Here is a 26097-nt window from a genome sequence, read left to right as displayed (position 1 = left end):
GGACAGCGCCCGCGGCCCGTTTAGCCGGCCAGATCGCCGGCCAAGGCGCCGACCGTACGCAGCGCGGTTTCGACCGGCTCGCCCCAGGGCTGGCCGCAGCTCAGGCGCAGGTGATGGCCATAGTCGCCGCGATTGGAGAACAGATGACCGGGCAGGATGCCGATGCCGCGCGCCATTGCGGCCTCGAACACGGCCTGGCCCTCGATCTGCGGCGGCAGTTCGATCCACAGCGCCATGCCGCCGGCCGGCGCGCTCACGCAGGTGCCTTGCGGCCAATGCAGCGCGATCGCTTCGCGGTAGCGCTGGGCGTTGACCGCCAGCTCGCGGCGCAGGCGGCGCAGCCCGCGCTCGAAGTCGTGACGCGCCAGGTATTCGACGATGGTGAGCTGCGACAAGGTCGAGGTGGCGACGGTGGAGAAGCACTTGGCGCGCAGCAGCGCCGGCGCCCAGCGCCCGCCCAGCATCCAGCCGACGCGCAAGCCGGGCGTCAGCATCTTGGAATAGGAGCCGCAGGTGATGACGCCGCCGCGTTCGTCGTAGCGGCGTAGCGGACTGGGGCGCTCGCCGGAGTACGACAACTCGCCGTAGAGATCGTCCTCGATCACCACCGTGCCGTGCGCGGCGCAGGCGGCGACGATCGCGCGCTTGGCCTCGTCGCTGGTCAAACTGCCGACCGGATTGTTGAAATTGGGCACCAGCACCGCCGCGCGCACCGCGTGCCGCTCCAGCAGTTCGGACAAGCGGTCCGGGTCTATGCCCAGGCCGGGGCGGTTCGGCACTTCGATCACGCGTAGGCCCTGCTCGGACACCGCCTGCAGCAGGCCGTAGTAGGTCGGGGTTTCGACCAGGACCACGTCGCCGGCGCGCGCCACCGTGCGCAGGGCCAGGCTGATCGCTTCCATCGCGCCGGCGGTGATCACGATCTCGTCGGGATCGACGTCGACGCCGCATTGCACGTAACGCTGCGCGATGCGTTCGCGCAGTGCGGCCAGGCCCTGCGGGATGGCGTAGCTGAGCGCGGCCTGGGCGTTGCGCCGCATCACCCGCGAGGCGGCGGCGGCGAGCGCGGCGGTCGGCAGCAGCGAGGGCGCGGGCGTGGCCGCGTGCAGCGAGATCAGGTCGCAACGGCCGAGTACGTCGAGCACGCCCAGCAGGGCCGGGTTGCGGATCGGCTGCGGCGCGCGGGCGCGATGGCGAGCGCTGGCGCGCGGCATGGGCGCGGCCGGTGCGCGCACGTAATAGCCCGAACGCGGACGCGCCTCGATCAGGCCTTCGCGTTCCAGCTGCAGATAGGCCTCGACCGCGGTGGCCAGGCTGATGCGCTGGTCGCGGCCGAGGCGGCGCAAGGACGGTAGGCGCTCGCCGGCGCGCAGGGTGCCGCGCTGGATCTGATGGCGCAGGCGTTCGGCGAGCCGTTCGTAGAGCAGGTCGCTGGCCATGGCGTGGGGCCGCCCGATCTGTACTGGTGAAATCCGAGTCTAACTGAATCTGTACCGGTCGCCAGCCGGGGCCTAGCCTGACCGCATGAACCCGACCGCCTCCGCGTCAGAGTCCCGCACCGCGCTGATCCAGTTGTTCGTCGCCGAAATCCTGATCGGGTCGGTCGGCGTGTTCGCCCACGAGGGCGGCCAGGACGCGATCACCACGGTGTTCTTCCGCTGCGTGTTCGGCAGCGCGTTCCTGATCGCCTGGGGCCTGGCGCGCGGTCATCTGCGCGGGCTGATGAGCGAACCGGCGCTGATCCGCGGCGCGATCGTCAGCGGCGTGCTGCTGGTGCTGAACTGGGTCGCGCTGTTCGCCGGCATGGCGCGCTCGTCGATCGGCGTGGCGACCATGGTCTACCACTTCTTTCCGTTCGCGATGCTGGCGATGGCGGCGCTGTTCTTCGGCGAACGCACCCGTCCGGCCGATTGGGCCTGGACCGTGGTCGCGTTCGTGGGCGTGGCCTGCTCGGCCGACCCGATCAAGCTGTGGCGCAGCGCCGATGCCGGCTACCTGATCGGCATCGGCCTGACCTTCGTCGCCGCGCTGCTGTGCGGAGCCTCGTTGATGCTGTCGCGCCGGATCAGCCGCGAGCGGCCGTTCGCAGTGGTGCTGATCCAATGCCTGGTCGGCGTGGCGATGCTGGCGCCGTTCGCCGACTACGCTGCGATCGCCCACGTCGGACCGCATTGGTATTGGCTGGCCGGGCTGGGGCTGATCCACAGCGGCGTGTGCTATGTGCTGTTCTATTCGGCCTATCCGCGCCTGCCGGTGGTGACGATCGCGGTGCTCGCCTTCGTCTATCCGGTGATCGCGCTGCTGCTCGACTATCTGCTGTACGGCAGCACGCTCGGTCACGTGCAAATGCTGGGCGTGGCCCTGATCGTGCTGGGCACGCTGGGCGTCAACCTGAAATGGCAATGGGCGCGACGGCCGCAAGCGGCCGAGGCCAAAGCCTGAGCCTGCCGCGTCCGCCCGGCTAGAGGCGGATCGAGCCGTGCCAGGCGGCTTCGACGTGGTCGACCACCTCGGGCCATTCCGCGCGCCGGTAGCCGCGCATGCGCGCCCAACCCGCGGCCAGTTCGTGTTGTATGTCGGTCCACGCGCGTCCGGCGTGGTGCTGACGTGCTTCGATGCCGTAGGTGACGGCCAGTTCGCGGTCCTCGTGCGACAAGGTCGCGCGGGACGACGCGGCATCCAATGCCAGATCGTTCATGGCTCCACCTCTCCTTGAGCGGGCCCCTGCCAGGCGACGATACGCCCGGTCGGTTAACTATCCGTTACCCGCGCGGCCTTGACGAGGGGGCGAATCGCGCACCGTGTCGCAATCCCGCTGTTACGTTTTGTTGCGATCGCGAAATTGCGACGGACGGCGGCCTCGCGGCGCTTTCCAGGCCGTGCGGGCCGGCCTTTTCCGGCCGAACCCGTCGACTGGAATTAGGAAACCGGTGGTCAAAGAAAACGCCGCCCCTCGCGGAGCGGCGTGCAATCGTCGGCGATCGGCCTCATCCCTTGATGCAGATCACCTGACGCAGGGTGTGCAGCACTTCGACCAGGTCGGTCTGCGCGGCCATGACCGCGTCGATCGACTTGTAGGCGGCCGGCGACTCGTCGATCACCGCCGCGTCCTTGCGGCATTCGACATGCGCGGTCGCCTCGCGGTGCTGCTTCAGGGTGATGCTCGCGCGCGCCTGGGTCCGGCTCATCACCCGGCCGGCGCCGTGGCTGCAGCTGTGGAAGCTGTCCGCATTGCCCTTGCCGCGCACGATATAGCTGCAGGTACCCATGCTGCCGGGAATGATCCCCAGCTCGCCGGCCCGCGCGCTGACCGCACCCTTGCGGGTGACCAGCAAGGACTCGCCGTGATGCTGCTCGCGCTGCACGTAGTTGTGGTGGCAGTTGACCGCCATCTTCTCCAACTGGAACTTGGGCAGGCGCTGACGCATCTCGTGCAGGACCCGCGCCATCATCGCCTCACGGTTCTCGCGCGCGTAGTCCTGGGCCCAGGACACGGCCTCGACGTATTCCTCGAACAGCGGCTCGCCTTCCAGGAAGAACGCGAGGTCCTTGTCCGGCAGGCGATAGCCCAGCACGCGCCGCTCCAGCTGGCGCCGCGCCTGTTCGATGAAGTAGGTGCCGATCAGGTTGCCGGTGCCGCGCGAACCCGAGTGCAGCATCACCCACATCGCATCGGCCTCGTCGAGGCAGATCTCGATGAAGTGGTTGCCGCCGCCGAGCGTGCCCAGCTGCTTGTCCAGCTTGTCGTTGCGGACCTTCGGGTGCTTGGCGCGCACCGCCTCAAGGCGCGGCACCAGGCCCGACTGCGCGATCCGGGTGTCGATGCTGTCCGGGCGCTTGCGGTGATCGCCGCCGGGGCCGTTGCCGACCGGCACGCTGCGTTCGATCGACGAACGCAGCAGGGCCAGATTGTCGGGCAGGTCCTTGGCCCGCAGCGTGGTCCGCACCGCGGCCATGCCGCAGCCGATGTCGACGCCGACCGCGGCCGGGATGATCGCACCGCGCGTGGGCACGACCGATCCCACGGTCGCGCCCTTGCCCAGGTGCACGTCGGGCATCACCGCCAGCCACGGCCCGACGAAGGGCAGGGAGGCGATGTTGCGCAATTGCTCGTGCGCCTGCGATTCCAGCGGCACGCCGCGCACCCAGCCCTTGATCGGGGTGGCGCCTGGCGCGTGCAGCAGTTCGTATTGATGACTCATAAGGTTCTCCTGAACGGCGGCGCCGCGGTTTCCGCGACGCCACCGGTTTGCTCCATTGTTTACTCAATGCAGGCGTTCGGCCTCGTGATTTCGCAGGCTATAACGCTGCAGCTCGTGCCGGTTCAGCTGGCGCTTGCTGCGGGCGTACAGGCCGGCGCCACCGTAGGGACGGCACGCTTCGCAGCCGCGATGGCCGCAGGGCTTGCCGATCCATCTGGCCGGACGCCGCGCGATCACGTCGTAGGGCATCACCAGCCTCGGCGATTTCCTGTGTCGGTCCACGACCGCGACGGGGCGCGGCAGTTCCGCCAGCTCGACCTCGTACCAGATGCCGTCGATGCGGCGCAGTTGGTGAAACTCGTCCAACGCCCGTACATCGACCTCCGGCTGCGCACGCCGCGCTCGTGCGTACTCGCGCTTCGCTTCGCGCCTGGCCTGGATCCCCGCATGGTTGATCAGCAGCAAGCCGCTGACCGGGTCCACGTAAAGCTTCGGCGCCCAGCTCCGATCCAGCCGCTGCAGACCGCCGTAGCCGCGCTCGTAGTGCAACGCGCCATCGAGCGCCTGCACCCGCAGCGCCACGAAATCCTCGAGATGCTCGTGGATGTGTTGCTGCACGGTGTTGCGGCGGTCGATGTTCGCGCACAGCTCCGAGTAGACCTCGTCCCAGCGGCGGCCGGCCTGGCGGCCGAGATAGCGCCGCAGCGGGTTGAGGTTCTCGTTGAGCCATTTACGCGAGCGATGGCGGAACTTGAGGCTTTCGTGTTGCGGTTGGTCTTCGGGATCGGACGGCGGGCGGAGTTCTTTGCTGTAGCGGCCTCCGCGCCGCGGCCGTTCCACGATCACTTTGTACATGTCCTTGCGCATGGAATGATTCCGTAGAAATAGGATGCGATGGCCGCTCCCTGGGGAGCGGCGTTCTCGGTTCTTGTTCGCGGCCGAGTCGTCATCCGGGATTCCACGGATCACGCCTTCAGCCGCTCGTCTTGAGGCTGACCAGCTGCTTGAGCACGCCGTCCAGACCGCCGAAGACGGTGAGCTTGTCGATCTTCTCGGTGACCTTCTCCAGCGCCTCGAGCTCCTTGAGGCGCATGAGCACCGGGCTGTCCTCGATCAGCTTCGCGGTGTTGAGCAGGCTGCGCGTGGCGTTGGCCTCCTCGCGACGACGGATGACGTTGGCCTGGGCCGACTTCTCCGCCTGCACGACGCCGTTGAGGATGTCCTTCATCTCGCCCGGCAGGATCACGTCCTTCACGCCCACGCCCAGCACTTCCATGCCGAGCTCGCCGACCTGGCCGCGCACGTAGCCGAAGATGTCGGCGTCCAGCGAAGCCTTGTCGCCCAGCAGTTCGTCCAGGGTCTTGGCCGACACCGCCTTGCGCAGGCCGTACTGCAGCTCGCGATACAGGTAGTCGCTGTACTTGGCGACCTTGCTGCGCGCGGCGACCGGGTCGGTCACGCGCATGCTGGCCGCCAGGTTCACGCGCAGCGATACCTTGTCGCGCGTGAGCAACTCCTGGCCCGACACTTCCACCGACTGCACGCGCAGCTCGACGAGCTCGACGGCGACGTTCTTCTGGAAGTTCCAGAAGGCGTAGCTGCCGGCGTCCAGGGTGCGCACCAGCTTGCCGTCGACGTAGAGCAGGCCGGCGGACTCGTTGGGCACGGTGACGGCCATGGCGATGCGATCGAGCAAGCCGATCTGGCGCAGGCGCTGCGCGATCTCGCCGCGCAGCTCCAGCCCCGCCGACAAGGTCGTGGCGACGATCTCGATCGGGACCAGGCCCTTCCAGTACAGCTTGCGCGAGCCCGGCGCGAGCAGGTCCTCGAGCTTGCCGTTCTTCATCACCAGGCCGACCTGGTCGACGCCGATGTCGGCCAGCACGAAGCTGTCGCCCAGGCGCTCGCCCAGCGCGGCCACCAGCACATCGGTGTCCTTGCCGGCGTACTCCGGCTTGGCGATGTCGTGCAGCACGACTTCGGTGCGGCCCAGCCAGTCGCCGATGCGGTAGACGCCCGGTCCGAGCACGCGCTCGAAACGGCGGTTGCGGTAGATCAGGGCGCGCTCGGCGTCGCCGACCACGACCCGCTTGTTCCAGAACATGACGCTTTCTCCTTAGTGTTCTGCGGGTTTCGATCCGGTCGTAAGGGGCGGCGCGCGACCGGATCGTTCGTCGCGCGCTGCATGGGTGCCGCGGCCGCGCGCAGGCGGCGACCGCGAAGCGGAATGGGGTGGAAGCGCCCCCGACGGCGTCGGCGCGGAACCCGTGGGCGCTCGGCGCGGAAGCCGCGGCGGGGTCGGTGCGCGACGATGTTCTGTCGCGTCCGGCCAGCCGCCGCGGTCCGTCGCCTCGCGGGCGCGGGTCCGGCGTCGTCTCCGCTGCGGCGTTCCGTCCTCCGCCGCGCCTGAGCGCGGCTTCGTCCGCAACGCCGCAAGGGGCGTTTCCGGGTGGGGACTTGCGTCCCCGGTATCACTCACTGCGTGAAAGGCAGTTTTTGGAGCGGGAGTCGAACCCGCGACAGTCGGAATCTGAATCCGATGCTCTACCCGTCTGAGCTATCCAGTGGTCGACGTGCCGGACTCGAACCGGCGACCTGCGTACATGCCGCTGCTCTTTCCTCTGAGCTAACGTCGCTTCCGAAACACCGTCTTGCGCTCTGCGGCATACGCCACGGCAGGGCCGCGCGCACCGGACGGGATCAAAACCCGTGCCGCTGCAGAACGTTCGCTCGATGTTTCGCATTGGCGTCTGTCGCCAGACGCCAATCCGTTTGGGCGCATGCGCCCAATGCATTGCGATCGCCAACCGCTCCGCCCGCGCCGAAGCATCCAGGCACGACGCCTTGCGGCGCCTCGACGGCATCGCCCCTGCGGCGCGCAAGCGCGCGGATGCTTCGGGGCCGGCTGGAAATCGCTGATTTCCAGGGGAAAACTGGTCCTTTGCGAGCGCCGGAAACAAAACGCCCCCGGGTGGTGAACCCGAGGGCGTTCGCGTTCCTCGGGAGGTCGGGGTCACCGACCTCCCGCATAGGCAAGGTCAGTGTGGAGTGCGCGGCAGCGCTTCGTCGCGACCGCCGACGTTCATCGGCGCGCACGCATCCGCGTCGTGGCGCTGAGGCCGCGACTGCTGCGATTTGGCGATGTCGATGAAGAGGTTCATGGCGGAAGTTTTGGATTCGGTATGTGGCCGCAGTGGGCCGAGGTCGCGCACATTACGCTCGTTAAAAAATAGTTGCAATACCGTTCGTCGCCTCGCGAGCGGTCGTTGCGACGCGCATGCGATCGTCAGGCGGCGCGTCGCTGCACGGCGGCGAGCATTGCATCGGTATCGACGACCTCGGCGAACTCCGCGCGCAACGTCGCCAGGTGCGCGCGTGCGATGTCGTCGGCGGGAATGGCGACGCCGCGTTCGTCGCGCAGATCGAAACAGGCGCAGGCGTCGGCGACGACGATGGTGCGATAGCCCAGATTGGCGGCAACGCGCGCGGTCGTCGATACGCACATGTCGGTGCTGATGCCGAACAGCACGACGCTGCCGACGCCGAGCCGGCGCAGGCGCAGATCCAGGTCGGTGCCGATGAAGGCCGCGTTGACCGATTTGCTCACCAAGGCCTCGCCGGGCCGGGGTTCGAAACCGTCGCGGAAAGCATTGCCGGGATGCGAGGGATGCAGCGACGACCCGGCCAGCACCGAATCGTGGCGCACGTGGATTAGCGGCAGGCCGTGCTCGCGCCAGGCCGCGAGCAGGTGCCGGCCGTTGGTTTCCATGGCCGGGTTGTTGCGCGGTCCCCAAGGCGGGTAGTCGAAGCCGCGTTGCACGTCGATCGGGATCAGTGCGGTGTTGGAATCGAGCTTCATGGTGTGGTCTCGGAGGCTGGGGAAGAAGAGGGCTGCGGTCCGCCGTAGGCGCGCTCGACGCGCGCGACCCGTTGCTCGAAACGGCGGTACCAGAGGCGGCGGCCGCGGTTGCGCGCGAGCGCGTGTTCGGCGTGCTCGCGCCAGGCGGCGATCGCGGATTGGCTGTCGAAGTAGGCGACGGTGATGCCGAATCCGCTGCCGTCGCGCGTGGATTCGTAGCCCAGGAAGCCGGGCTGGCCGCGCACCAGTTCGTCCATGCGCTCGGCGGTGGACGCGTAGCCGGCTTCGTCCTCGCCGTTGCGCTGGGAGGAGAAGATCACCGCGTAATACGGCGGTGGCGGCAGGGTGGCGAAGCGCTCGGGGTCGGAGTGGCTCATGCTGCGGCTGGCGCGCGCCTTGGAACGGGCCATCACTGTGCGCACTCGCCTGCGCCGGTCTCAACCCGGCAGAATGCCGGTCCTGCCGACTTATCGCCGGATCCGACCATGAAAGCGCTGGACGACATCGATCGCCGATTGATCGCGCTGCTGCAGGACAACGCGCGCCTGTCCACCGTCGCCCTGGCCAAGGCGGTCGGGCTATCGCGCAGCACGGTGCAGGAACGCCTGCAGCGGCTGGAGTCGGGCGGGGTGATCGCGCAGTACACCGTGCGCCTGGGCAGCGGCGGCGATCCGCTGCAGGCCTGGTTGCTGATCCGTTACGCCGACGGCTTCAGTTGCGACGACGTGATGCCCTTGCTGGCGCAGCTGCCGCAGGTGCGGTTCTGCCACAGCGTCGCCGGCGATGTCGACCTGATGGTGCTGGTGCAGGCGCCCACGCCGGGCGCGCTGGCCGATCTGCGCGAGGCGGTGATGTCGATGAAGGGCGTCGACGACGTGACTACGGTGCCCGTGCTGCGCACGATGCTGGACCGGATGGGGCCCTGACTACGCGGTTACGGGCGTCGCCTCGGCGAGCCCGTAGCGGTGGCGGCGGACCCGGCCATCCGGGTCCGCCTGCCCGCATTCACGAAAGGCGGCGCGAAAGCGCGTAGTAACCGAGGTTGCCCAGGCCGGTCGCGCCCAGCAGCACGGCGATCACGCCAGGGGTCACATCCCGCCAGCCGAAGGCTTCGATCAGCGCGAATGCGACGGCCAGCGCCAGCGCCAGCAGGCCCCAGCGCAGCGAGGCGTGGCGGCGGCGCTGGTCTTCGCTCTGCACCAGCGAGCGGATCAGCTCTTCCGAGCCGCCTTGCTGGATCAGTTTGCTGCGGAAGCGCGCGTCGATCACGAACTTGATCGCGTAGGTGATGCACAGGAACAGGGTGATCGGAATGAGGATATCGACATCCATGGCACGGTCTCGGGTTTGGGTCTTGGGGCAATGGATACGGCCGCCGTCGGAACGGTTGCAGGCGCCAGCATGGACGCCCGCCGGGCCCCGGTCCACCCGGCCCGGCGCAGCCGCCCGGCGGCTGGGCGACGATCCAGTACAGCCGTTGCAACCATCGGCCCCCTGGCCGTATCCATCTGCCTAGATGACCGACTCGCCGTCCCCTGCCAACGACGATCGCGCGCTTGTGGCCGCTGTGCTGGCGCGCGCGCCGGGCGCGTTCGAGCGTTTGGTGCGCGAGTACCAGGGCCTGTGCTGGCACATCATCCAGCGCATGGTGCGCCAGCCCGACGACACCCGCGAGCTCTGCCAGGAGGCGTTCCTGCGCGTGCACCAGTGCCTGCACCAGTACCGGCACGAGAGCGCGCTGAAGTCCTGGATCGGCCAGGTCGCCTACTCGGTGGCCAAGCGTCACCTGGAGCGCAAGCGGATCCCGATCGCCGAGGTCGCCGACGACGAGGATGCGCTGTCGCCGCTGGATCAGGTCAGCGACGGTTTCGACCTGGAAGCGGCCTGCGCCGACGCCGAGGTCGCCGCGGCGCTGCATGCCCAGATCGAGGCGCTGCCGCCGCTGCAGCGGACCCTGTTGACCCTGTATCACCTGGATGAGGTGCCGATCGTCGAGATCGCGCGTATCACCGGCCTGGCCGAGGGCACGATCAAGAGCCATCTGTTCCGGACCCGGGCCTTGCTGCGCGAGCGCCTGCAGTCCAGCATGGGAGTCACCGCATGAACATGTCCCACACTCCGCCGCCGCCCGACGACCGCCAGCAGCGCGAAGCGCAGGAATGGCAGGCGCAGGAGCGCGCGCTGCGCGAGGAGCGCGCCGGCCTGCCGATGGACGCCAGCGATGCGCGCGTCGGCCAGTACCGCTTGCTGGTGCGGGCGTTGCGGGCGCCGGCGATGGAGCCGCTGCCGGCGGATTTCGCGGCCCAGGTGCTGCGCCGGGTCGAAGCCGACGCCGGCCTGGGCGACCGGGTCGAGCGATGGCTGCTCAACGCATTGGTCCTAGCCCTGGGCTGCCTCGCCCTGTACGCGATCGCCAACTACGGCGACGCATGGTGGGCCGCGATCGCCGCGCCCTTGTCGCGCATGCCCTCCGGGCTGGGCAATTGGCTGCCGGTGCTGGCGCTGTGCGCGGGCGGTACCTGGTTGTGGGATCGGCTGTCCGACCTCGGCAGCGGCGGCGCGCGCGGTCGCACCGCCTGAGCTGCGCGCTCAGGCATGGTCCAGCGCCATCGCGCGCTGGAATGCCGGTCGCGCCGTGATCCGGGTCAAATAATCGGCGAACACCGGCCGTTCGGGTATCAGCCCCCGTAGCCGCATGCCCCAATGCAGGGCACAGGCCCACTGCGTGTCGGCGGCGCTGAAGCGCTCGCCGGCGGCATAGGCTTGCGCGCTCAGGCGTCGCTCCAGATAGGCCAGCATGTCTTCGTAGACCCCGAACGGGAAAGCGCGGGACGCGTACTCCCAGGCGTGCGCATGTGCCGACAGGCACGGATCCAGCACCGAATCGCAATACACCAACGCGCTCAGATAAGGCCCGCGCATCGGATCGCCGATGCCCGGCGCCAGGCCCTTGTGCGGGAACGCATCGGCCAGATACGCGCAAATAGCGGCGCGCTCGATCACCACCACGCCATCGTGCACGATCGCCGGCACCTTCTTGCTGGGCTGGATCGCGCGATAGCTTTCGGGCGCGCCGTCGTCGGCGTGGATGTCGATTATCTGGACGGAATAAGGCGCTTCCAACTCCTCCAGCAGATAAAGAATGCTCGAAGAGCGCGATCGCGGCGCGTGATAGAAGGTCAGCATGGTCGGCCTCGGGGCGTTGGCAGGGATGGGCGGGCCGCCGGGGCGTGGCCGCCGTCCGAACCTTGTAGGCAGCGGCGCTGACAGGTTTTGTCAGCAGCGGCGAATGCGCTCGCCGTGTCACCCAGGTAACAGCCTTTCCCTGAGCGTCTCACCAGACTCGCCTGTGTGTACTCAACACAGGAGGTGTTGGTGATGAATAAGCCGGGCGATGGATCGCAGGAATTCGGAATTGCAGATGAGATGTTCGTCAAGGCTTGGCGTACGACCAAGCCCGAGCTCGACCGGCGCGCTCGCCGGCTCTCGGACGGCCACCGCGACCGCGCCGACGACTTGCTCGCCAACACCGCCATCAAGGCCCTGTTGTTCATGCGCCGCTCGCCGGACGCGATGAGCGACCCCGAGGGATTCCTGTTCGTGGTCCTGCGCCACGTGTTCCTGGACAGCGTGCGCCGCAACGGCCGCGACGGCGAGGTCTTCGACCGCGGCGTCGATATCGAGGCCGAGGGCGTGGCCCAGGGCCTGGACTTGTCCGCGCTGCAGCGCATGGAACTGGAGGAGCAGCTCGGCCGGGTGATCACCGCGGTCGCTTCGCTCAGCCGCGACCAGAAGCGCCTGTTCGTCTACCGCTTCATCGACGACCTGCCGTACCCGGCGATCGCCGAACGTCTGGCGATCAACCAGCCGCTGGCGCGCAAGCGGGTGCAGCTGCTGCGCGAGCGGATCCGGGTGGCGGTGGACCGCGATTGAGCGCATGGCCGCGTTCACAGAGCCGCGTTCACAGAATCGGACGCGGTGCGTTTAACCCATAGCTATCGCATCAAACGCCGTACGCCGACGCCGCCTCCGCGCCGTCGTACGGCCACAGGACGCCGCGCGTGCCGGGTTTCGGGCACGCGCGGCGGAACGCCTCGGCGCGGCGCCGGTCGGGGACTCCATCCAACACGCGACTCCCAAGGACAGGTCCATGGCCGACACCACGCCCGTGAATTCGCAAATTACCGATGCCGTCACCCAGACCAACGTCAAGGTCGTGGCCGAGGCCCCCGCCCAGGCGATCGCCGCGCTCTACCAGGTCGCCAGCCACTCCGCCGGCCTGTCGCTGCAGAACGCCGTGCACAGCCAACAGGTGCTCAACCAGATCTCGACCGCGGTGGTGTCCAAGGCGGTCGGTCTGATCATGGCCATAGGCGAGAAGTCGTCATGACGGCCCCCGCAACAACGGACGTTGATTAGGGGAGTAGCGCCATGCCTTTCTGGAACAGGAACAAACCGCCGACCGCACCCGCCACGACGCCGGCGACGCCCGCGACGCCGGTAACTCCAGCGGCGCCCGCGAGCCCCGCCGCTCCGGCGACCGCGGCGATGCCAGCAGATCCGGCGACGCCCGCGACGCTCGCGGCTGCGGCGACCCCGCCCCCCGCGGACACGACCACCGCGGAAACGGCTGCGACGCCGGCGGTCACGCCTGCCGCGGATGCCGACGCAGGCGCGACGCCGAGCGCGACCACTGCCGCGGCCGATGCCGCGAGCGGGTCCGGCACGACAGGATCTGGCACGACAGGGTCGGGCACCACCGACTCGGGCACGACCGGCAGCGGTGCGGCGGGATCGGGCACGAGCGGCAACGGCACGACGGGGTCCGCCACCACTGGCGCAGCGGCCACCGGCTCGGGGTCCAACGGATCGGGCAGCGGCGGTTCCGGCACGACCGGCTCCGGCACGGCATCGGACCCGCCGGCGCCGCCGGCCACCCCGCCCGCGCCGCCGCCGCCGAGCGTGCTGGCGACGATGAACACGCAGATGCTGGCCCAGTCCGCCGCTGCCAGCCCGCCGACCGACGCGCTCAATCAGAAGATCGTGCAGGCGGTGCAGCTGAGCAACGCCGAGACCGCGCAGTACGCGCCGTCGCAGATCGCGATCCCGCCCAACATGATGATCACCCAGGCCGCCGGCCTGGTCGCGCAGTCGGCCGCAGCCTACTTCGACGGCGTCAGCAAGCTCGCGCTGGCCAGCCAGGGCATCCTGCTCAAGGAAATGACCCAGAACCTGGTCGAGAACCAGCTGGAGAAGGCCGCCGAGGACGCGCTCGGCGTGCTCGCCACCGACATCCTGATGGGCGCCGCCGCCGCGGTCGCCGCCGCCGCCGGCGCGATGGAGGCCGAAGCCGCGAGCTTCGCCATCGATCGCATCGACCAGAGCATCTCCAAGTACGCCAGCGTGCTGCAGAACCACAAGAGCGCGTCGTCCTGACCTGAAGACCACCGCGAGAGCGCGTCGCCGCGATGCGCTCCGGACCCGAATGCCGCCTTGCGGCGCAGACCTGAGGAGCCTTGCTCATGGCCTTTTTCGAACTGACCTCGCCCGTGAAGATGCAGCGGTACCCGTTCGACTACCACAGCCACTTCGGCGGCATCCTGCCGGTCGAGGGACGCCTGGATGCGTCCACCGACTACCAGATCGACTACCAGCCGCCGAAAGATGGCGCGACCCCCATCAAGGTGACCGTGCCCAAGGGCCAGCGCCTGTCGCTGGTCGGGATCATGGGGGGCGGAACCGGCGAAGAGGCGATCGTGGAAGGCACGGTGGCGCTGTTCGATCTGGCCCTGCAGATGATGATCGAGAACGGCAATCCGCTCAATTCGCTGGCCGGAAAGGCCAACAAGGCCCAGTACGAACGTGGCGAATGCGCGGCCGAATCCATCTATATCGCCTGCGTGGTGCTGGCGCGGCGCTGGTCCCTGTCGCCGAATCTGATAAATGCCTTCGCCTCCAGTCCGGAGCTGTACGAGGAGATCCGCGGCCAGTTGCGCACCCGCGTGCAGGGCAACCCGGAATTGATCAAGGTGCTGCGCTATTTCAACAACAAGATCTACAGCGCCAACAAGTACACGCCCTTCGACGACTGCTACAAGACCCGTTCCAGCCTGATGAAGGCGGTGAAGCGCGACCCCAAGTACGCGGGCCGCTATGAGCAGTGGATGCTGGCGACCTACGCCTTTCTGTACCAGAGCGGGGTGCGCTGCAACCAGGCGGCGATGGGCGCCGACGAAATCGCGGCCGCCGACCAGATCGCCCAGGCGTTCAACAAGCTGAACCCGAAGGATCCGAGCAGCTATCGCCTGCTGGTGCACACTTCGGCCGGTTACATGCCTGGCGACAGCCTGAGCAAAGAGTTGAAGGGGACGATCCTGCCGCTGCTGACCCAGTCCGGCCCGAGCACGGTGATCGGCATCGACCTGCTCGGCACCGAGACCAAGGTCGCCGACTTCAGCCAGTTCTTCCAGTTCCTGTTCGACAACCAATCGGAGCTGGGCAAGTACTTCGGCCAGGCAAAGGGCGCGCGCTCGCAGCAGGTGATCTGCCACATTCACTGCGGCGAGGGTGCGGCGTCGACCGCCGATAACCGATCGATGATTGGCTATTACTACGTCAATGCCGCCGAGCCGCCCGGCGAAGACTTCTATCGCGCCTACTCAGCCTACATCGCGCGCTGCGTGGCCACCGCCCAGGGCCGGCTCGCCGACGAGCCGCGCGGCAGCCGCGGCGCCGCGCCGCGCAAGAAGAGCGACGTGTCCGGCCTGTTCGACGAGCTGTTCCGCAGCGATTCGCTGACCCATGCCGGCTGCACCCTGCGCCGCTTCGACATCAACAGCCCGGCCAGCATCGCGATCGTCGCCTACAACGGCAAGCGCAGCGAGATGGCGATGAGCGAGACCCTGGACACCGTACCGCCGCCGCAGAGCCAAAGCTGGTACGCCTTCTTCGCCGGCAGCCCGCAGTTCGCGATCCGGCTCGGCCACGCCTACTACTACCGCAACTATATGGCGGCGCGCTATCCGGCGATCGCGTTCGACACCAACATGGGCAGCAACGCGATCACCGGCGCCTCCGGCCTGTTCGACTCGGTCGAGGGTTACCGCATCAACCGCGGCTTCCGCCATCTGGACGGCTACATCGACACCGACGTGTTGCACCAGGCCGGCAACGCGGTGGCCTACCTCGGCGCGAACGCGCTGGAGCAGCCGCAGGTCGAGAAGTTCATCGCCATGGTGCGGGCCCAGACCAGCCTGGCCGACGTGCTGAGCAACCAGGAGAACAAGGTCTGGCTGTACAGCCAGCTCAACGCGGGCCTGGCACCGATCTGCAACCCGGCCAACATCTCCGACTACTACGCGCTCTACGCCAAGCTGGTGCTGCAGCTGGCCGGCCAGACCACGATCAAGTCCTATTGGTTCGACGCCCTGACCCGGTCGCTGACCCTGTTCAACAACTGGCGCTCCTATCTGTTGGGCGCCGACGGACAAGGCGTGGAGCACACCGATGTCCAGGACGAGTTCCTGCGCATGGTGATCCTGCTCGCCTATCAGTTGCTGCCCGCCGGTCAGACTCGGGTGCTGGACGAAACCATGGTGTCGCTGCAGCAGCTGGTGCTGTCGATCGCCACCGACTATTGGGAAACCACGGTCGATTCCTCGCTCACGCTGATACCGGACACCGCCCAGGGCCTGCAGACGATGTACGGCTTCAAGTCGCCGGCCTCGGTGGTCGCGTTGACCCGATCCAAGCCGGACAAGACGTGAACGCAGCCGTATCCGTCTGCGGCGCGGACGCATTCCATACCGGCCGCGCGGCACGCGCCGCCGGCACCGCCAGGAGCTTGCGATGAACGATCTCGTCGAACACCTGCTGCACGAAGAGATAGACGGTCCCGATACCCCGGCCGCGCCCGGAAAGTCGGCGGACCCACCGTCGCCCGCATCGACACCCGCCACCACCGCGGCCGCCGACAAGGCACTGGACCCCGAACTGGTGAAAGTGCTCGAGCGCCTGATGCAGCCCGACGTGTTGCGCGCGCTCAGCCAGCTTCTGCGTTCGCGTTGAACGCCCGTCCCCCCAACGCTCGCGAGTAGTGCCATGACCGTAAGTCGGAACGAGTTGACCGAGCAGGTGCATCAGTTCGCGCGCCAGTGGCTGGGCCACGACCTGGACGAGAACGAGCGCAGGGAACTGGCCGAGTTTCTCGCCACCCTGAGCGCGGACGAGGCCGTGCTGGGCGGCTACACCGACCAGGCCCGGCGCCACGCCGCAGACATCGTCGATCAGGGCCGGCAGCGCGTGGAGGCGGCGATGAAGACCGTGCTCGGCGCCGCCAAGGCACCGCCCGGCGATGCCGCCGCGCCCGCCAAGGGCGCCGCGCCGGCGGCCCCGCTGACCCGCGAGGAGCAGGCGATCCTGCGCTTGCTGGAGTCTTCGCGCACGCTCGGCGACCTGCGGCCCTCGCACTTGAAAGGCGCGGGCGAGGGCGAAACCGCGGCCGCGCAGTTGGCGATCGCGCAGATCGCCGACCGCCTCGCGATCCTGATCAAGGCCGAAGTCGAGGCCTGTTTCGAGCGCCAGTACGGCCCGCTCACGCGCCAGATCGAGGCTGTGCTCGAAGCCGGGCGCGCCGAGGCCAGCGCTCGCAAGTCCCCGTCCGCCGCGTCGTCCGCCTGATTCACAAGGCGGGTTCCGCAGCGTTCTTTGAAACGTACGGCATGGGCCGTACACGACCCCGAGGAGTTAAACCATGGCTTTCCCGACCGCCGTCAACGATCAGATCACCGATGCCGTCACCCAATCCAACGTCAAGGTCATCGGCGAAGCGCCGGCCTTCGCGATGGGCTCGATCTACCAGAGCCTGGCGCACTCGACCGGCATCCTGTTCCAGAACGCCATCGCCGCGCAGCAGCAGCAGAACACGCTGGCGCAGGCCGCCGCCAACCAGGGTGTGATGCAGATCTACAGCCTCGACACCACGGCTGCCGCGGGCGCGACCGAGAAGGTCGCCCAGACCGGCGTCTCCGACAACCTGACCAGCCTGCTCACCGTGCTCAACGCCTTCAAGTGAGAGAACCCCGGCCGATGGCTCCGCGCCATCCGCCGGATCTCACAGGCGCGCATGTTCCTGACGACCGCATAACGAGGATTACCTCATGGCATTTCCAACCGCCGTCAACGACCAGATCACCGATGCCGTCACCCAGTCCAACGTCAAGGTCATCGGCGAAGCGCCGGCCTTCGCGATGGGCTCGATCTACCAGAGTCTGGCGCACTCGACCGGCATCCTGTTCGAGAACGCCGTCGCCGCGCAGCAGCAGCAGAACACGCTGGCGCTGGCCGCGGCCAACCAGGGCGTGATGCAGATCTACACGCTCGACACCACGGCCGCCGCGGGCGCGACCGAGAAGGTCGCTCAGACCGGCGTGTCCGACAACCTGAGCAGCCTGATGACCGTGCTCAAGGCCTTCACCGGCACCAAGCCGGTAAAGGGTTTGAACAGCGGTTCTCCGTAAGGCGGAAGGCGTCGGGCGCGACACCCGACGCCGGACGCTAGGGATGCGGCGGCCCCCGATGCCGCGTCCGCGAGGCAGTCCGCCGGCGATCGCGCCGGCAGCTCGCCCCGCACGAGCCCGGACTCGTCGCGGCAGCGGCGTCGTTCCGGACCCAGGGAACGACCGCGAACGTAGTGCAGGCGGCTCCGTGCACAGAGCGCGCCGGCCGATCGCGGCACAGGCCAGTGCGGCTCCGTCCGCGACGGCAGGGGATGAATATGGATCGTTCGTCACGCAGCTGCGGCCGGCAGCACCGGTGCCGCGTCGGTTGCATGTTTTCAGTTCGCATATCTATCGACAGCGGCAGCCCTCTTGCGGCGGTCGCTTTCGCGTTGCAGGGCAGTCGAACCGCCGTCGGCGGTGAACGCGCCGATGCGCGTCGCACCTCGCGAGGGTGGTCGCGCGCATGTGCATGACGCTGGACCGCTCCGCGAATGCACGTGCCCGGCAGTTGATACTCGAGCAATCGCCGCTGTTCCAGGGCTTGCCCGCCACCTTGCTCGATCACGTCGCCCGCAACGCCACCGAGCGCACTCTGCGCGACGGCCAGGCCCTGTTCCTCAAGAACGATCCCAGCGATTTCCTCGCCCTGGTCGCGCGCGGACGGATCTACAAGATCCTCTACGGCCCGGACGGCCAGGAACTCATCGTCGATACCATCGAGGCCGGCGAGACCGTCGACGAGACCGCCTTGCTGGACGCCCAGGACCGCAACTTCACCGCCATGGCCTACGGTCCGGCGCGGGTGCTGCTGCTGGCGCGCCGGCATTTTCCGGCCCTGACCTCCGAACCCGTCCTGCTCGAGCGAGCGCACGCGACCCTGTGCGTGCGCCTGCGCAAGGCCGTCGACAGCCTGGAGACCATGTGCCTGCACCGCCTGGAATCGCGGCTGGCGCGCTATCTGCTGTCGATGATGCACGACGGCGGCCGCGCCGCGGTCGACGGTTTCGAAGTCGCGCTGCCGCCGACCCAGAGCATCCTCGCGGCGATGGTGAACGCAAGCCGGCCGAAGTTGAACGCACAGTTGCAGACCTGGCACCGCAGCGGACTGGTGAGCCGGCGCCGCAACATCCTGCGCATCAACGACATCGATCAGTTCCGCTGCAAGGCTTACCTGGGACGCGACTTCGTGCGCGCCGAGCCGCGGCCGCGCGCCAAGCCCAACTAGCGTGCGTCGCCGGTCTGGTGGGGTTCGTACAGTTGCGCGACCATGGCCTTGAGCAGCGCGCTGCGACGCTGCGGCATCGGTTCGGGCAGCACTTCGAGCGCGGCGATGCGGTCGAGACGGAAATGGCGGAAGTCGCCGCGCAGTTCGCACCAGGCGCCGACCACGCGGGCGTGGTCGAAGAAGGCCAGGGCCAGCGGCCAGATCGTGCGCTCGCTCTCCTGGCCTTCGCCGCTGCCGTAGCGGATGCGCAGCTTGCGCTCGTCGCGCATGGCGTCGCGGATGCGCTGCATGGTGCTCGGCGCGGCGGGGTAGGCGTTGCTTGGCGATACCCACAGTCCGATTTCGCCGATCGCATCGCGCAGGTCGCGCGGCGCGGCGGCGGCGATCTTCGCCAGGGCATTGCTCGCCGCCAGCGACAGCGCGCGGTCGTCCTGGCGCTGGACCCAGCGGGCGCCCAATACCAGCGCTTCGATCTCGTCCTGGGCGAAGTTCATCGGCGGCAGGAAGAATCCCGGCCGCAGCAGGTAACCGACGCCGGCTTCGCCGTCGATCGGCGCGCCCAGGCTTACCAGGGTCTGGACGTCGCGGTAGATCGTGCGCAGCGACACGCCCAGTTCCTGCGCCAGGGTCGCGGCCGCGATCGGCTGGCGGTGCCGGCGCAGGGCTTCGATCAGGTCGAACAGGCGTTCGGTGCGGCTCATGCGGTCGCTGCGGCGGGTGGAGCTGCGCACGATAGCAAGCGCGCTCGATTCCTGCGGAAATGGACACCGCGGCTCTTGCCGGAAGAGCCGTCGCGTCGGCTTTCTGTGGGAGCGACGTAAGTCGCGATCGCCGTTGGCCGGAGTTGCGCAATCGCGACTTACGTCGCTCCCACAGAACCCAGGGCCGCGTCGCTCGTGCTGCCCCGCTCATGCTGCCCGTACTGGCCCCTCATCAGCGCAGCAACGGCCCCAGCTTGGTCCACACGTGGTCGCGCAGCTTGGGCTGCGCGCTCGCGATCGGATGCAGGTTGTCGTCCTGGAAGGCCTGGCGGTCGAGCGCGATCGGTTCCAGCAGGAACGGCAGCAGCGCGGCGCCGTGGCTACGCGCGAGTTCGGCGTAGTTGCGCTCGAAACCCTGGGTGTACTCGCGGCCCAGGTTCGGCGGCATGCGCATGCCGATCAGCAGCACCCGCGCCTTGGCGGCCTGGGCGGCGGCGATCATGCGCTCCAGATTGGCCCGGCTCTGGCTCAGCGGCAGGCCGCGCAGGCCGTCGTTGGCGCCCAGTTCGATCACCACCACCGCGGGCTTGTGCCGGGCCAGCTCGCCGGCGATGCGCGCGGCGCCGCCGGCGGTGGTTTCGCCGCTGATGCTGGCGTTGACCACGCGCCAGCCCGGACGGGTCTGGGCCACGCGCTGCGCAGTCAGCGACACCCAGCCCTGCGAGGCCGCCAGGCCGTAGCCGGCCGAGAGCGAATCGCCCATCACCAGCACCGTGCGCGCCGCTTTGCCGGTCGGGGCGGGGGCCGCCGCGGCCGGCCGGGCATGCGCTGACTGAGCCTGCAGCGGCGCCGCGATCAGCACGCAGGCCAGGACCAGAGCCAGGGACCCGGTACCGATGGCCCATTGAAGCCGGCGCCGCGATGCCGCATATCCCTCTTTATTAAGCGTCATTAATAAGGTCTCCGGATGATGTCGCTGGAGCAAGCATAAGGACGATCATGGCCGATTCCATTCAAGTGCACGCGGTTCGCGCCGATTCCGTTCAGCGTGATCCCGTTAAGCGTGACGCGAGCCGACGCGGCGCCAACAGGCGCGGCCCCGGCGCAGCCCCCGCCGTGAATGCGCCCGCGTTGCGGGTCCAGGACCTGGGCAAGCGCGTGGCCCTGCCGGGCCAGGAGCTGACCATCCTCGATGGGGTCGGTTTCGAGATCGCGCGCGGCGATACCGTCGCCATCGTCGGCGCCTCCGGCTCGGGCAAGAGCACCCTGCTGTCGCTGATGGCCGGTCTGGACAGCCCCAGCAGCGGCAGCGTCGCCCTCGACGGCGAGCCGCTGTCGGCGCTGGACGAGGACGGCCGCGCGCGCGTGCGCGGCGAGAAGGTCGGCTTCGTGTTCCAGAGCTTCCAGCTGCTGCCCTCGCTGACCGCGCTGGAGAACGTGATGCTGCCGCTGGAACTGCGCGGCGACCGCGAAGTCGAGGGACCGGCCAAGGCGATCCTGGACAAGGTCGGCCTGGGCCAGCGCCTGGGCCATTACCCGCGTCAGCTGTCCGGCGGCGAGCAGCAGCGCGTGGCGCTGGCGCGCGCGTTCGTGACCCGGCCCTCCTTGCTGTTCGCCGATGAGCCCACCGGCAATCTCGACACCCACACTGGTCAGGCCATCATCGAGCTGCTGTTCGAACTCAATGCCGACGCAGGCACCACCCTGGTCCTGGTCACCCACGACGAACACCTGGCGCAGCGCTGCGGCCGCATGCTGCGACTGGACAGCGGCAGGCTGGTGCCGTGAGGACCTGGTCGCTGGCCTGGCGCCAGCTGCGCCGCGACTTCAGGGCAGGCGACGTGCGCATCCTGTTCGCCGCGCTGGTGCTGGCCGTGCTGGCGGTGACCTCGGTCGGCTTCGTCACCGATCGTGCGGAACGCGCGCTGGCGATCGAAGCCAACCGCCTGCTCGGCGGCGACGCCGTGGTCCGCGCCGATGCGCCGATCGCCGGTGCCGTGCACCGGGCCGCGCAAGCCGGCGGGCTGCGCCGCACCGAAACCATGGAACTGCAAACCATGATCCGGGTCGGCGAGCGCCTGCAGCTGGGCGAATTGCGCGCGCTGGGCGAGGGCTTTCCGCTGCGCGGCGCGTTCCGCATCGCCGATCGCGGCGGCGAACGCGATGCCGGCGGCGTGCCGGCGCGCGGCACGGTCTGGATGAGCCGCGCCGGCGCCGACACCCTGGGCGCGACGCTCGGCGACAGCATCGCGATCGGCGACGCGCGTTTCACCCTGGCCGCGCTGGTGGTGCAGGAGCCCGACGCCGCACTCGACTATTTCAACATCGCGCCCAAGGTCTTCCTCAACCTCGGCGACGTGCGCGCCACCGGCCTGGTGCAGGAAGGCAGCCGTATTCGTTATCGCCTGGTGATCGCCGGCGACGCCGCCGCGGTCGAACGCTTCGTCGCCGCCGCGCGTCCCGCGCTGGGACGCGGCCAGCGCTTGGAAACGATCAGCGACGCGCGTCCGGAAATCCGTTCCGCGCTGGACCGCGCCGGCCGCTTCCTCGGCCTGGCCGCGCTGGTGTCGGTGGTGCTGGCGGCGGTCGCGGTGGCGATGGCCGCGCGCCGCCACAGCGAGCGTCACCTGTCCGGCACTGCGGTGATGCGTTGCCTCGGCGCCAGTCAGCGCACCCTGGTCGGCGTGCACGTCGGCGAATTGCTGATGCTGGGCCTGGTCGCCTGCACGGTCGGCGTGGCGCTCGCATTCGGCTTGCAATGGCTGGTCGGCAGTTGGCTGTCGCAGGCCCTGAAACTATCGATTCCGCCGGCCGGTTTGATGCCGGCGCTGCAGGGCTACGGCGTCGGCCTGGTGGTGCTGCTCGCGTTCGGCGCGCCGCCGGTGCTGGCACTACGGCGGGTGCCGGCGCTGCGTGTGTTGCGTCGCGATCTCGATCCCACCGAGCCCAGCGCCTGGCTGGTCGCGCTGGCCGGTTTCGCCGGCCTGGGCGCGCTGCTGTGGTGGAAGGCCGGTTCGGCGACCCTGGGCACCGCGATGCTGCTCGGCATCGCCAGCACCCTGGCGGTGTTGGCGACGCTGGCCTGGCTGCTGATCGTGGCGGTGCGGCGCCTGCGTTCGCGCCTGCGCGGCAGCCTGCGCTACGGTCTGGCCAACGTCAGCCGCCGCGCCGGCACCAGCATCGCCCAGGTTTCGGCGCTGGGTCTGGGCCTGATGGCCTTGTTGTTGCTGACCTTCGTGCGCACCGATCTGCTGGACCGCTGGCAGCTCGCACTCGCCGCCGATGCGCCCAATCGTTTCATCATCAACGTGCAGGACGACCAGCTCGCGCCGGTGCGCGGCTTCATGAGCGAGCAGGGCATCGCCGCGCCGACCCTGTACCCGATGATCCGCGGCCGCCTGGTCGCGCGCAACGGCAAGCCGGTGACCGGCGCCGACTACGCCGGGCAGGGCGAACGCGCGCAGCGTCTGGCCGAGCGCGAGTTCAACCTGTCGGTGGCCGCGAGTCTGCGCGACGACAACCGCGTCACCGCTGGTAAGTTCTGGGGCAGCGCCAAACCGGCGCGGCCGGAAGTGTCGGTCGAGGAGGGCTTCGCCGAGCAACTGGGCTGGAAACTCGGCGACCGCGTCGCCTTCGACATCGCCGGTCAGCCGTTCGAGGCCACCATCACCAGCCTGCGCAGCGTCGATTGGGAGAGCTTCCGTCCCAACTTCTTCGTGATCGCATCGCCGGGTTCGATGGACGGCTACCCGGCCAGCTACATCACCGCGGTCAGCGTGCCGCCGCAACGCACGCGCTTCACCGCCGATCTGGTCTCGCGCTTCCCGAATCTGTCGGTGATCGACGTCGACGCCGTGCTCAAGCAGGTGCGAGGCACCGCCGACCAGGTCTCGACTGTGGTCGAGGTGGTGTTCTATTTCTCGCTGGTGGCCGGCGTGCTGGTGCTGATGGCCGCGGTCAGCGCGAGCCAGGACGAGCGCCTGCTCGAAGGCGGCGTGATGCGCGTGCTCGGCGGCAGCCGGCGTCAGCTGCGCTTGGCCCAGGCTTCGGAGTTCGCGGCGATCGGCCTGTTGTCGGGCCTGGTCGCGGCGACCGCGGCGTCGGTGCTGGCCGGCGTGATCGCGACCCAGGTGTTCGACCTGCCCTGGCGCGTGGATTGGACCATGGCCGTGGTCGGCGCGGCCTTGGGCCTGATCGCGGCCCTGCTCGCAGGCCTGTACGCGACCCGGCGCGTGCTCGACGCACCGCCTTCGGTGACCCTGCGCGAACTGCAGAACTGACGGCGGCTCTCTGACGCCTGCGACGCACCAACGGCGCGCAGGCGTGAGCGGCGTTCAGCCGCTCAACTGCGCCTCGGCCTGGAACCTGCGCGCGTAGCCGCGTTCCTCCGCCACGCGTTCGATTTCCTCGTCGGCCAGCTCCGGCGGGGCGTAGACCGCGTAGGCGACCGCGCCGTCGCGCAGGCCGGTATGGTGCAGGCGGTAGCGCGGATGACCGCTGCCGGTGTTTTCGGGGTAATGGCGCGGCGGCTGCGCGCCGTCCAGATCGAGTTCGCTGTTGTCGACCGTGCCGCCGATGAAAAGGGCTCGCATGCGTGTGCTTCCTCTGTTTTCGGCCAGCATGGCGCCGGCGGCGTTGCGACGGCATGAAACCGGCGTTGCCGGGCCGTGGACGCGCCGATACGGGCGCCGATGCGCGGCGACGGGTAAAATGACCCCGATGATCCGTATTCGACCCTGCCGTGCGCGCTGACGCACCCGATAACGCGCTCGAAACCCTGTTCCTGCCGTTCGCCGATGGCCGGCTGAGCTGGCCGGCGCAGGGCGGCGCCCTGTTTCTGCGCGCGCGCGACGGCTGGCCGCTGCACGCGCAGCCGCGCCCAGGCCTGGTCTGCGAGCAGAGCTTCAAGCCCGAGGTCGAGGCGCTGCAGCGCTCCGGCCTGAGCCTGGACGGGGACGACGGCGCGCATCGCTATCCGCTGGTACTGGTGCTGCCGCCGCGCCAGCGCGACGAGGCGCGGGCGCTGTTGGCGCGCGCGATCGCGCGCACCGCGCCGGGCGGGCGTGTGGTCGCCTGCCTGAGCAACGACGAGGGCGCGCGCTCGGGCGAGGCCGATCTGGCCAAGCTCGCAGGCCCGGTCGGGCAGCTGTCCAAGAACAAATGCCGCGTGTTCTGGACCGCGCCGCTGGACGGTCCGGCCGATGCCGAGCTGGCCGCGCAGTGGCGGAACCTGGATGCGGTGCGCCCGATCCTCGGCGGCCGTTTCCTGAGCCGGCCCGGCGTATTCGCCTGGGACCGCATCGATCCGGCGTCGGCCCTGTTGGCCGCGCACCTGCCGGCGGATCTGAGCGGGCGCGCGGCCGATCTCGGCGCGGGCTACGGCTATCTGGCGGCGGAGCTGCTCGCGCGTTGCCCCGGTATTGTCGCGCTGGACCTGTACGAAGCCGAAGCGCGCGCCTTGGATCTGGCGCGCGCGAATCTCGCGGCCGAGCGTCTGCCGGCCGCGGCCGCGCAGGTCGCGATCGACTACCACTGGCACGACGTGACCGCCGGGCTCGGTCAGCGCTACGACGTGATCGTCAGCAATCCTCCGTTCCACGGCCAGGGCCGCGCCGAGCGCCCGGACATCGGCCGCCGCTTCATCGAAGTCGCCGCGCAGGCGCTGAACCCCGGCGGCCGCCTGTGGCTGGTCGCCAACCGCCACCTGCCTTACGAAGGCGCGCTCGACGCCGGCTTCGGCAGCGTGCGCACGGTCGCCCAGCAGGGCGGGTTCAAGATCGTCGAAGCGATCAGGCATGCCGCGCCGGCCAGGCCCGCCGCAGCGGCGCGAACCCGGTCGGGGCGCGCATGAAACTGATCAAGCTGATCGCCAACCTCGGTTACGGCAGCCGCAAGGACGTGGCGACGATGTTCCGCGAAGGCCGCATCACCGATCCCGAGGGCGACGTGCTGTACGCCGACGATCAGGTCGGCCAAGAGCGCATCCATATCGACGGCAAGCCGCTGGATCCGCCGGCGGGTCTGGTGCTGATGCTGCACAAGCCGACCGGCTATACCTGTTCCACCAAGGATCCCGGCCGCATCGTCTACGACCTGCTGCCGCCGCGTTTCCGCTTGCGCTCGCCCTTGCTGTCCACGGTCGGCCGGCTCGATCGGGACACCAGCGGCCTGTTGCTGCTGACCGACGACGGCGGCCTGCTGCATCGGATCGTTTCGCCCAAGGCCAACCTGGCCAAGGTGTACGAGGCGAGCCTGGCCTCCGATTTGCGCGGCGACGAAGCGGCGACCTTCGCCAGCGGCACGCTGATGCTGGAGTCGGAAAAGACGCCGCTGGCGCCGGCCGCGATGCAAACCCTGGCGCCGCGCCAGGCGCGTCTGATCCTGACCGAAGGCCGCTATCACCAGGTGCGGCGGATGTTCGCCGCGGTTGGCAATCACGTCGAAGCGCTGCACCGCAGCCGCATCGGCGGGCTGGGCCTGGACGATCTGCCGTCCGGCCAATGGCGCGCGCTCGATGCCGCCGACCTGGAGCGTCTGTTTGCCGGCTGAACGCGCTCGCCGTGTTCGCCGCCGGTCGCGCCGCGCGCGATTGCCGTTATTGTCCTCGTAA

The 26097-nt window shown here is 69.0% G+C and carries 31 protein-coding genes and 2 tRNA genes; 17 read left to right on the top strand and 16 right to left on the bottom strand.

What is annotated here, in order from left to right; genetic code table 11:
* Positions 1–20: 20 nt before the first annotated feature.
* Complete coding sequence (locus tag ASD78_RS09170) at positions 21–1439, bottom strand: PLP-dependent aminotransferase family protein (RefSeq protein WP_056100469.1); 1419 nt, start codon at positions 1437–1439, stop codon at positions 21–23.
* A gap of 85 nt (positions 1440–1524) precedes the next feature.
* Between ASD78_RS09170 and ASD78_RS09165 the strand changes: the two genes are divergently transcribed.
* Positions 1525–2442 (top strand): DMT family transporter, encoded by a 918-nt coding sequence (locus tag ASD78_RS09165; protein ID WP_056100466.1) that lies wholly within the window; start codon positions 1525–1527, stop codon positions 2440–2442.
* A 19-nt stretch (positions 2443–2461) separates the two neighbouring features.
* Here ASD78_RS09165 and ASD78_RS09160 read toward each other — a convergent pair whose 3' ends face one another.
* The 9 genes from ASD78_RS09160 to ASD78_RS09125 all read right to left on the bottom strand — a co-directional run bounded on the left by ASD78_RS09160 (position 2462) and on the right by ASD78_RS09125 (position 8471).
* Positions 2462–2698 carry a hypothetical protein gene (locus ASD78_RS09160; protein WP_056100462.1) on the bottom strand — a complete coding sequence of 79 codons (237 nt, stop codon included), beginning with the start codon at positions 2696–2698 and terminating at the stop codon, positions 2462–2464.
* A 289-nt stretch (positions 2699–2987) separates the two neighbouring features.
* The gene (locus ASD78_RS09155) at positions 2988–4202 is read right to left on the bottom strand and encodes an RtcB family protein (protein ID WP_056100459.1); all 1215 of its coding nucleotides are present in this window, start codon (positions 4200–4202) and stop codon (positions 2988–2990) included.
* A gap of 63 nt (positions 4203–4265) precedes the next feature.
* Complete coding sequence (locus ASD78_RS09150; RefSeq protein ID WP_156087677.1) at positions 4266–5171, bottom strand: hypothetical protein; 906 nt, start codon at positions 5169–5171, stop codon at positions 4266–4268.
* A 4-nt stretch (positions 5172–5175) separates the two neighbouring features.
* On the bottom strand, positions 5176–6306 hold the full coding sequence (locus ASD78_RS09145) for a slipin family protein (protein WP_056100451.1): 1131 nt from the start codon (positions 6304–6306) through the stop codon (positions 5176–5178).
* A 393-nt stretch (positions 6307–6699) separates the two neighbouring features.
* A tRNA-Leu gene (locus tag ASD78_RS09140) sits at positions 6700–6765 on the bottom strand.
* A 2-nt stretch (positions 6766–6767) separates the two neighbouring features.
* Positions 6768–6837: transfer RNA gene (locus ASD78_RS09135), tRNA-OTHER, on the bottom strand.
* Between the two features lie 403 nt (positions 6838–7240).
* Positions 7241–7363: a hypothetical protein gene (locus tag ASD78_RS21675; RefSeq protein ID WP_255355382.1), complete on the bottom strand. Its 123-nt coding sequence runs from the start codon at positions 7361–7363 to the stop codon at positions 7241–7243.
* A gap of 125 nt (positions 7364–7488) precedes the next feature.
* The gene (locus ASD78_RS09130; protein WP_055904553.1) at positions 7489–8061 is read right to left on the bottom strand and encodes a cysteine hydrolase family protein; all 573 of its coding nucleotides are present in this window, start codon (positions 8059–8061) and stop codon (positions 7489–7491) included.
* Positions 8058–8471, bottom strand: coding sequence for an antibiotic biosynthesis monooxygenase (locus tag ASD78_RS09125; RefSeq protein ID WP_235566474.1), 414 nt, complete (start codon positions 8469–8471; stop codon positions 8058–8060). The genes ASD78_RS09130 and ASD78_RS09125 overlap by 4 nt, the downstream gene beginning before the upstream one ends.
* Positions 8472–8546: 75 nt before the next feature.
* Between ASD78_RS09125 and ASD78_RS09120 the strand changes: the two genes are divergently transcribed.
* Complete coding sequence (locus tag ASD78_RS09120; protein ID WP_056100445.1) at positions 8547–8987, top strand: Lrp/AsnC family transcriptional regulator; 441 nt, start codon at positions 8547–8549, stop codon at positions 8985–8987.
* A gap of 79 nt (positions 8988–9066) precedes the next feature.
* On the opposite strand, the gene ASD78_RS09115 is transcribed toward ASD78_RS09120, so the two are convergent.
* Positions 9067–9393, bottom strand: coding sequence for a hypothetical protein (locus tag ASD78_RS09115; RefSeq protein ID WP_056100442.1), 327 nt, complete (start codon positions 9391–9393; stop codon positions 9067–9069).
* 184 nt (positions 9394–9577) lie between these two features.
* Here ASD78_RS09115 and ASD78_RS09110 point away from each other — a divergent pair, with 184 nt between their 5' ends.
* Together ASD78_RS09110 and ASD78_RS09105 are read left to right on the top strand one after the other, a co-directional pair.
* On the top strand, positions 9578–10165 hold the full coding sequence (locus tag ASD78_RS09110; RefSeq protein ID WP_055904544.1) for a sigma-70 family RNA polymerase sigma factor: 588 nt from the start codon (positions 9578–9580) through the stop codon (positions 10163–10165).
* The gene (locus ASD78_RS09105) at positions 10162–10641 is read left to right on the top strand and encodes a hypothetical protein (protein ID WP_055904541.1); all 480 of its coding nucleotides are present in this window, start codon (positions 10162–10164) and stop codon (positions 10639–10641) included. The genes ASD78_RS09110 and ASD78_RS09105 overlap by 4 nt, the downstream gene beginning before the upstream one ends.
* A gap of 9 nt (positions 10642–10650) precedes the next feature.
* Here the strand turns inward: ASD78_RS09105 and ASD78_RS09100 are convergent, their stop codons facing one another.
* Positions 10651–11247, bottom strand: coding sequence for a glutathione S-transferase family protein (locus tag ASD78_RS09100; RefSeq protein WP_055904538.1), 597 nt, complete (start codon positions 11245–11247; stop codon positions 10651–10653).
* A 192-nt stretch (positions 11248–11439) separates the two neighbouring features.
* On the opposite strand from ASD78_RS09100, the gene ASD78_RS09095 reads away from it, so the two are divergent.
* Together ASD78_RS09095 and ASD78_RS09090 are read left to right on the top strand one after the other, a co-directional pair.
* Positions 11440–11994 (top strand): sigma-70 family RNA polymerase sigma factor, encoded by a 555-nt coding sequence (locus tag ASD78_RS09095; RefSeq protein ID WP_055904535.1) that lies wholly within the window; start codon positions 11440–11442, stop codon positions 11992–11994.
* A gap of 235 nt (positions 11995–12229) precedes the next feature.
* On the top strand, positions 12230–12451 hold the full coding sequence (locus ASD78_RS09090) for a RebB family R body protein (protein WP_235565844.1): 222 nt from the start codon (positions 12230–12232) through the stop codon (positions 12449–12451).
* A 25-nt stretch (positions 12452–12476) separates the two neighbouring features.
* Here ASD78_RS09090 and ASD78_RS09085 read toward each other — a convergent pair whose 3' ends face one another.
* Positions 12477–13043, bottom strand: a complete 567-nt coding sequence (locus ASD78_RS09085) for a hypothetical protein (protein ID WP_056100438.1) — start codon at positions 13041–13043, stop codon at positions 12477–12479.
* Between ASD78_RS09085 and ASD78_RS09080 the strand changes: the two genes are divergently transcribed.
* The 7 genes from ASD78_RS09080 (at position 13036) to ASD78_RS09050 (ending at position 18786) form a co-directional block, all read left to right on the top strand.
* Positions 13036–13497 carry a hypothetical protein gene (locus ASD78_RS09080; RefSeq protein ID WP_055904527.1) on the top strand — a complete coding sequence of 154 codons (462 nt, stop codon included), beginning with the start codon at positions 13036–13038 and terminating at the stop codon, positions 13495–13497. The two genes, ASD78_RS09085 and ASD78_RS09080, sit on opposite strands and share 8 nt — an antisense overlap.
* A gap of 86 nt (positions 13498–13583) precedes the next feature.
* Positions 13584–15827, top strand: coding sequence for a hypothetical protein (locus ASD78_RS09075; RefSeq protein ID WP_056100435.1), 2244 nt, complete (start codon positions 13584–13586; stop codon positions 15825–15827).
* An 82-nt stretch (positions 15828–15909) separates the two neighbouring features.
* Positions 15910–16128 (top strand): hypothetical protein, encoded by a 219-nt coding sequence (locus tag ASD78_RS09070; protein WP_055904520.1) that lies wholly within the window; start codon positions 15910–15912, stop codon positions 16126–16128.
* Between the two features lie 33 nt (positions 16129–16161).
* A complete protein-coding gene (locus ASD78_RS09065) occupies positions 16162–16740 on the top strand; it encodes a hypothetical protein (protein ID WP_156087676.1) in 579 nt (192 codons plus the stop codon).
* Positions 16741–16813: 73 nt separating this feature from the next.
* The gene (locus ASD78_RS09060) at positions 16814–17134 is read left to right on the top strand and encodes a RebB family R body protein (protein WP_055904514.1); all 321 of its coding nucleotides are present in this window, start codon (positions 16814–16816) and stop codon (positions 17132–17134) included.
* 85 nt (positions 17135–17219) lie between these two features.
* Complete coding sequence (locus ASD78_RS09055) at positions 17220–17579, top strand: RebB family R body protein (protein WP_055904510.1); 360 nt, start codon at positions 17220–17222, stop codon at positions 17577–17579.
* A gap of 451 nt (positions 17580–18030) precedes the next feature.
* Positions 18031–18786 carry a Crp/Fnr family transcriptional regulator gene (locus ASD78_RS09050; RefSeq protein ID WP_055904905.1) on the top strand — a complete coding sequence of 252 codons (756 nt, stop codon included), beginning with the start codon at positions 18031–18033 and terminating at the stop codon, positions 18784–18786.
* Here the strand turns inward: ASD78_RS09050 and ASD78_RS09045 are convergent.
* Complete coding sequence (locus ASD78_RS09045) at positions 18783–19517, bottom strand: YafY family protein (RefSeq protein ID WP_200944146.1); 735 nt, start codon at positions 19515–19517, stop codon at positions 18783–18785. The two genes, ASD78_RS09050 and ASD78_RS09045, sit on opposite strands and share 4 nt — an antisense overlap.
* A gap of 202 nt (positions 19518–19719) precedes the next feature.
* Complete coding sequence (locus tag ASD78_RS09040; protein ID WP_082575513.1) at positions 19720–20439, bottom strand: arylesterase; 720 nt, start codon at positions 20437–20439, stop codon at positions 19720–19722.
* 164 nt (positions 20440–20603) lie between these two features.
* Between ASD78_RS09040 and ASD78_RS09035 the strand changes: the two genes are divergently transcribed.
* Both ASD78_RS09035 and ASD78_RS09030 read left to right on the top strand, forming a co-directional pair.
* The gene (locus ASD78_RS09035; protein WP_055904504.1) at positions 20604–21275 is read left to right on the top strand and encodes an ABC transporter ATP-binding protein; all 672 of its coding nucleotides are present in this window, start codon (positions 20604–20606) and stop codon (positions 21273–21275) included.
* Complete coding sequence (locus ASD78_RS09030; protein WP_056100430.1) at positions 21272–23767, top strand: FtsX-like permease family protein; 2496 nt, start codon at positions 21272–21274, stop codon at positions 23765–23767. The genes ASD78_RS09035 and ASD78_RS09030 overlap by 4 nt, the downstream gene beginning before the upstream one ends.
* Before the next feature lie 54 nt (positions 23768–23821).
* On the opposite strand, the gene ASD78_RS09025 is transcribed toward ASD78_RS09030, so the two are convergent.
* Positions 23822–24079, bottom strand: coding sequence for a hypothetical protein (locus ASD78_RS09025; protein WP_055904498.1), 258 nt, complete (start codon positions 24077–24079; stop codon positions 23822–23824).
* A 149-nt stretch (positions 24080–24228) separates the two neighbouring features.
* On the opposite strand from ASD78_RS09025, the gene ASD78_RS09020 reads away from it, so the two are divergent.
* The gene (locus tag ASD78_RS09020) at positions 24229–25338 is read left to right on the top strand and encodes a class I SAM-dependent methyltransferase (protein WP_056100426.1); all 1110 of its coding nucleotides are present in this window, start codon (positions 24229–24231) and stop codon (positions 25336–25338) included.
* Positions 25335–26036, top strand: a complete 702-nt coding sequence (locus ASD78_RS09015) for a pseudouridine synthase (protein ID WP_056100422.1) — start codon at positions 25335–25337, stop codon at positions 26034–26036. The genes ASD78_RS09020 and ASD78_RS09015 overlap by 4 nt, the downstream gene beginning before the upstream one ends.
* Positions 26037–26097: the final 61 nt, after the last annotated feature.

It is taken from the genome of Lysobacter sp. Root667 (assembly GCF_001427715.1).
GTDB lineage: Bacteria > Pseudomonadota > Gammaproteobacteria > Xanthomonadales > Xanthomonadaceae > Lysobacter.
This window is presented reverse-complemented; position numbering and strand designations above follow the sequence as displayed.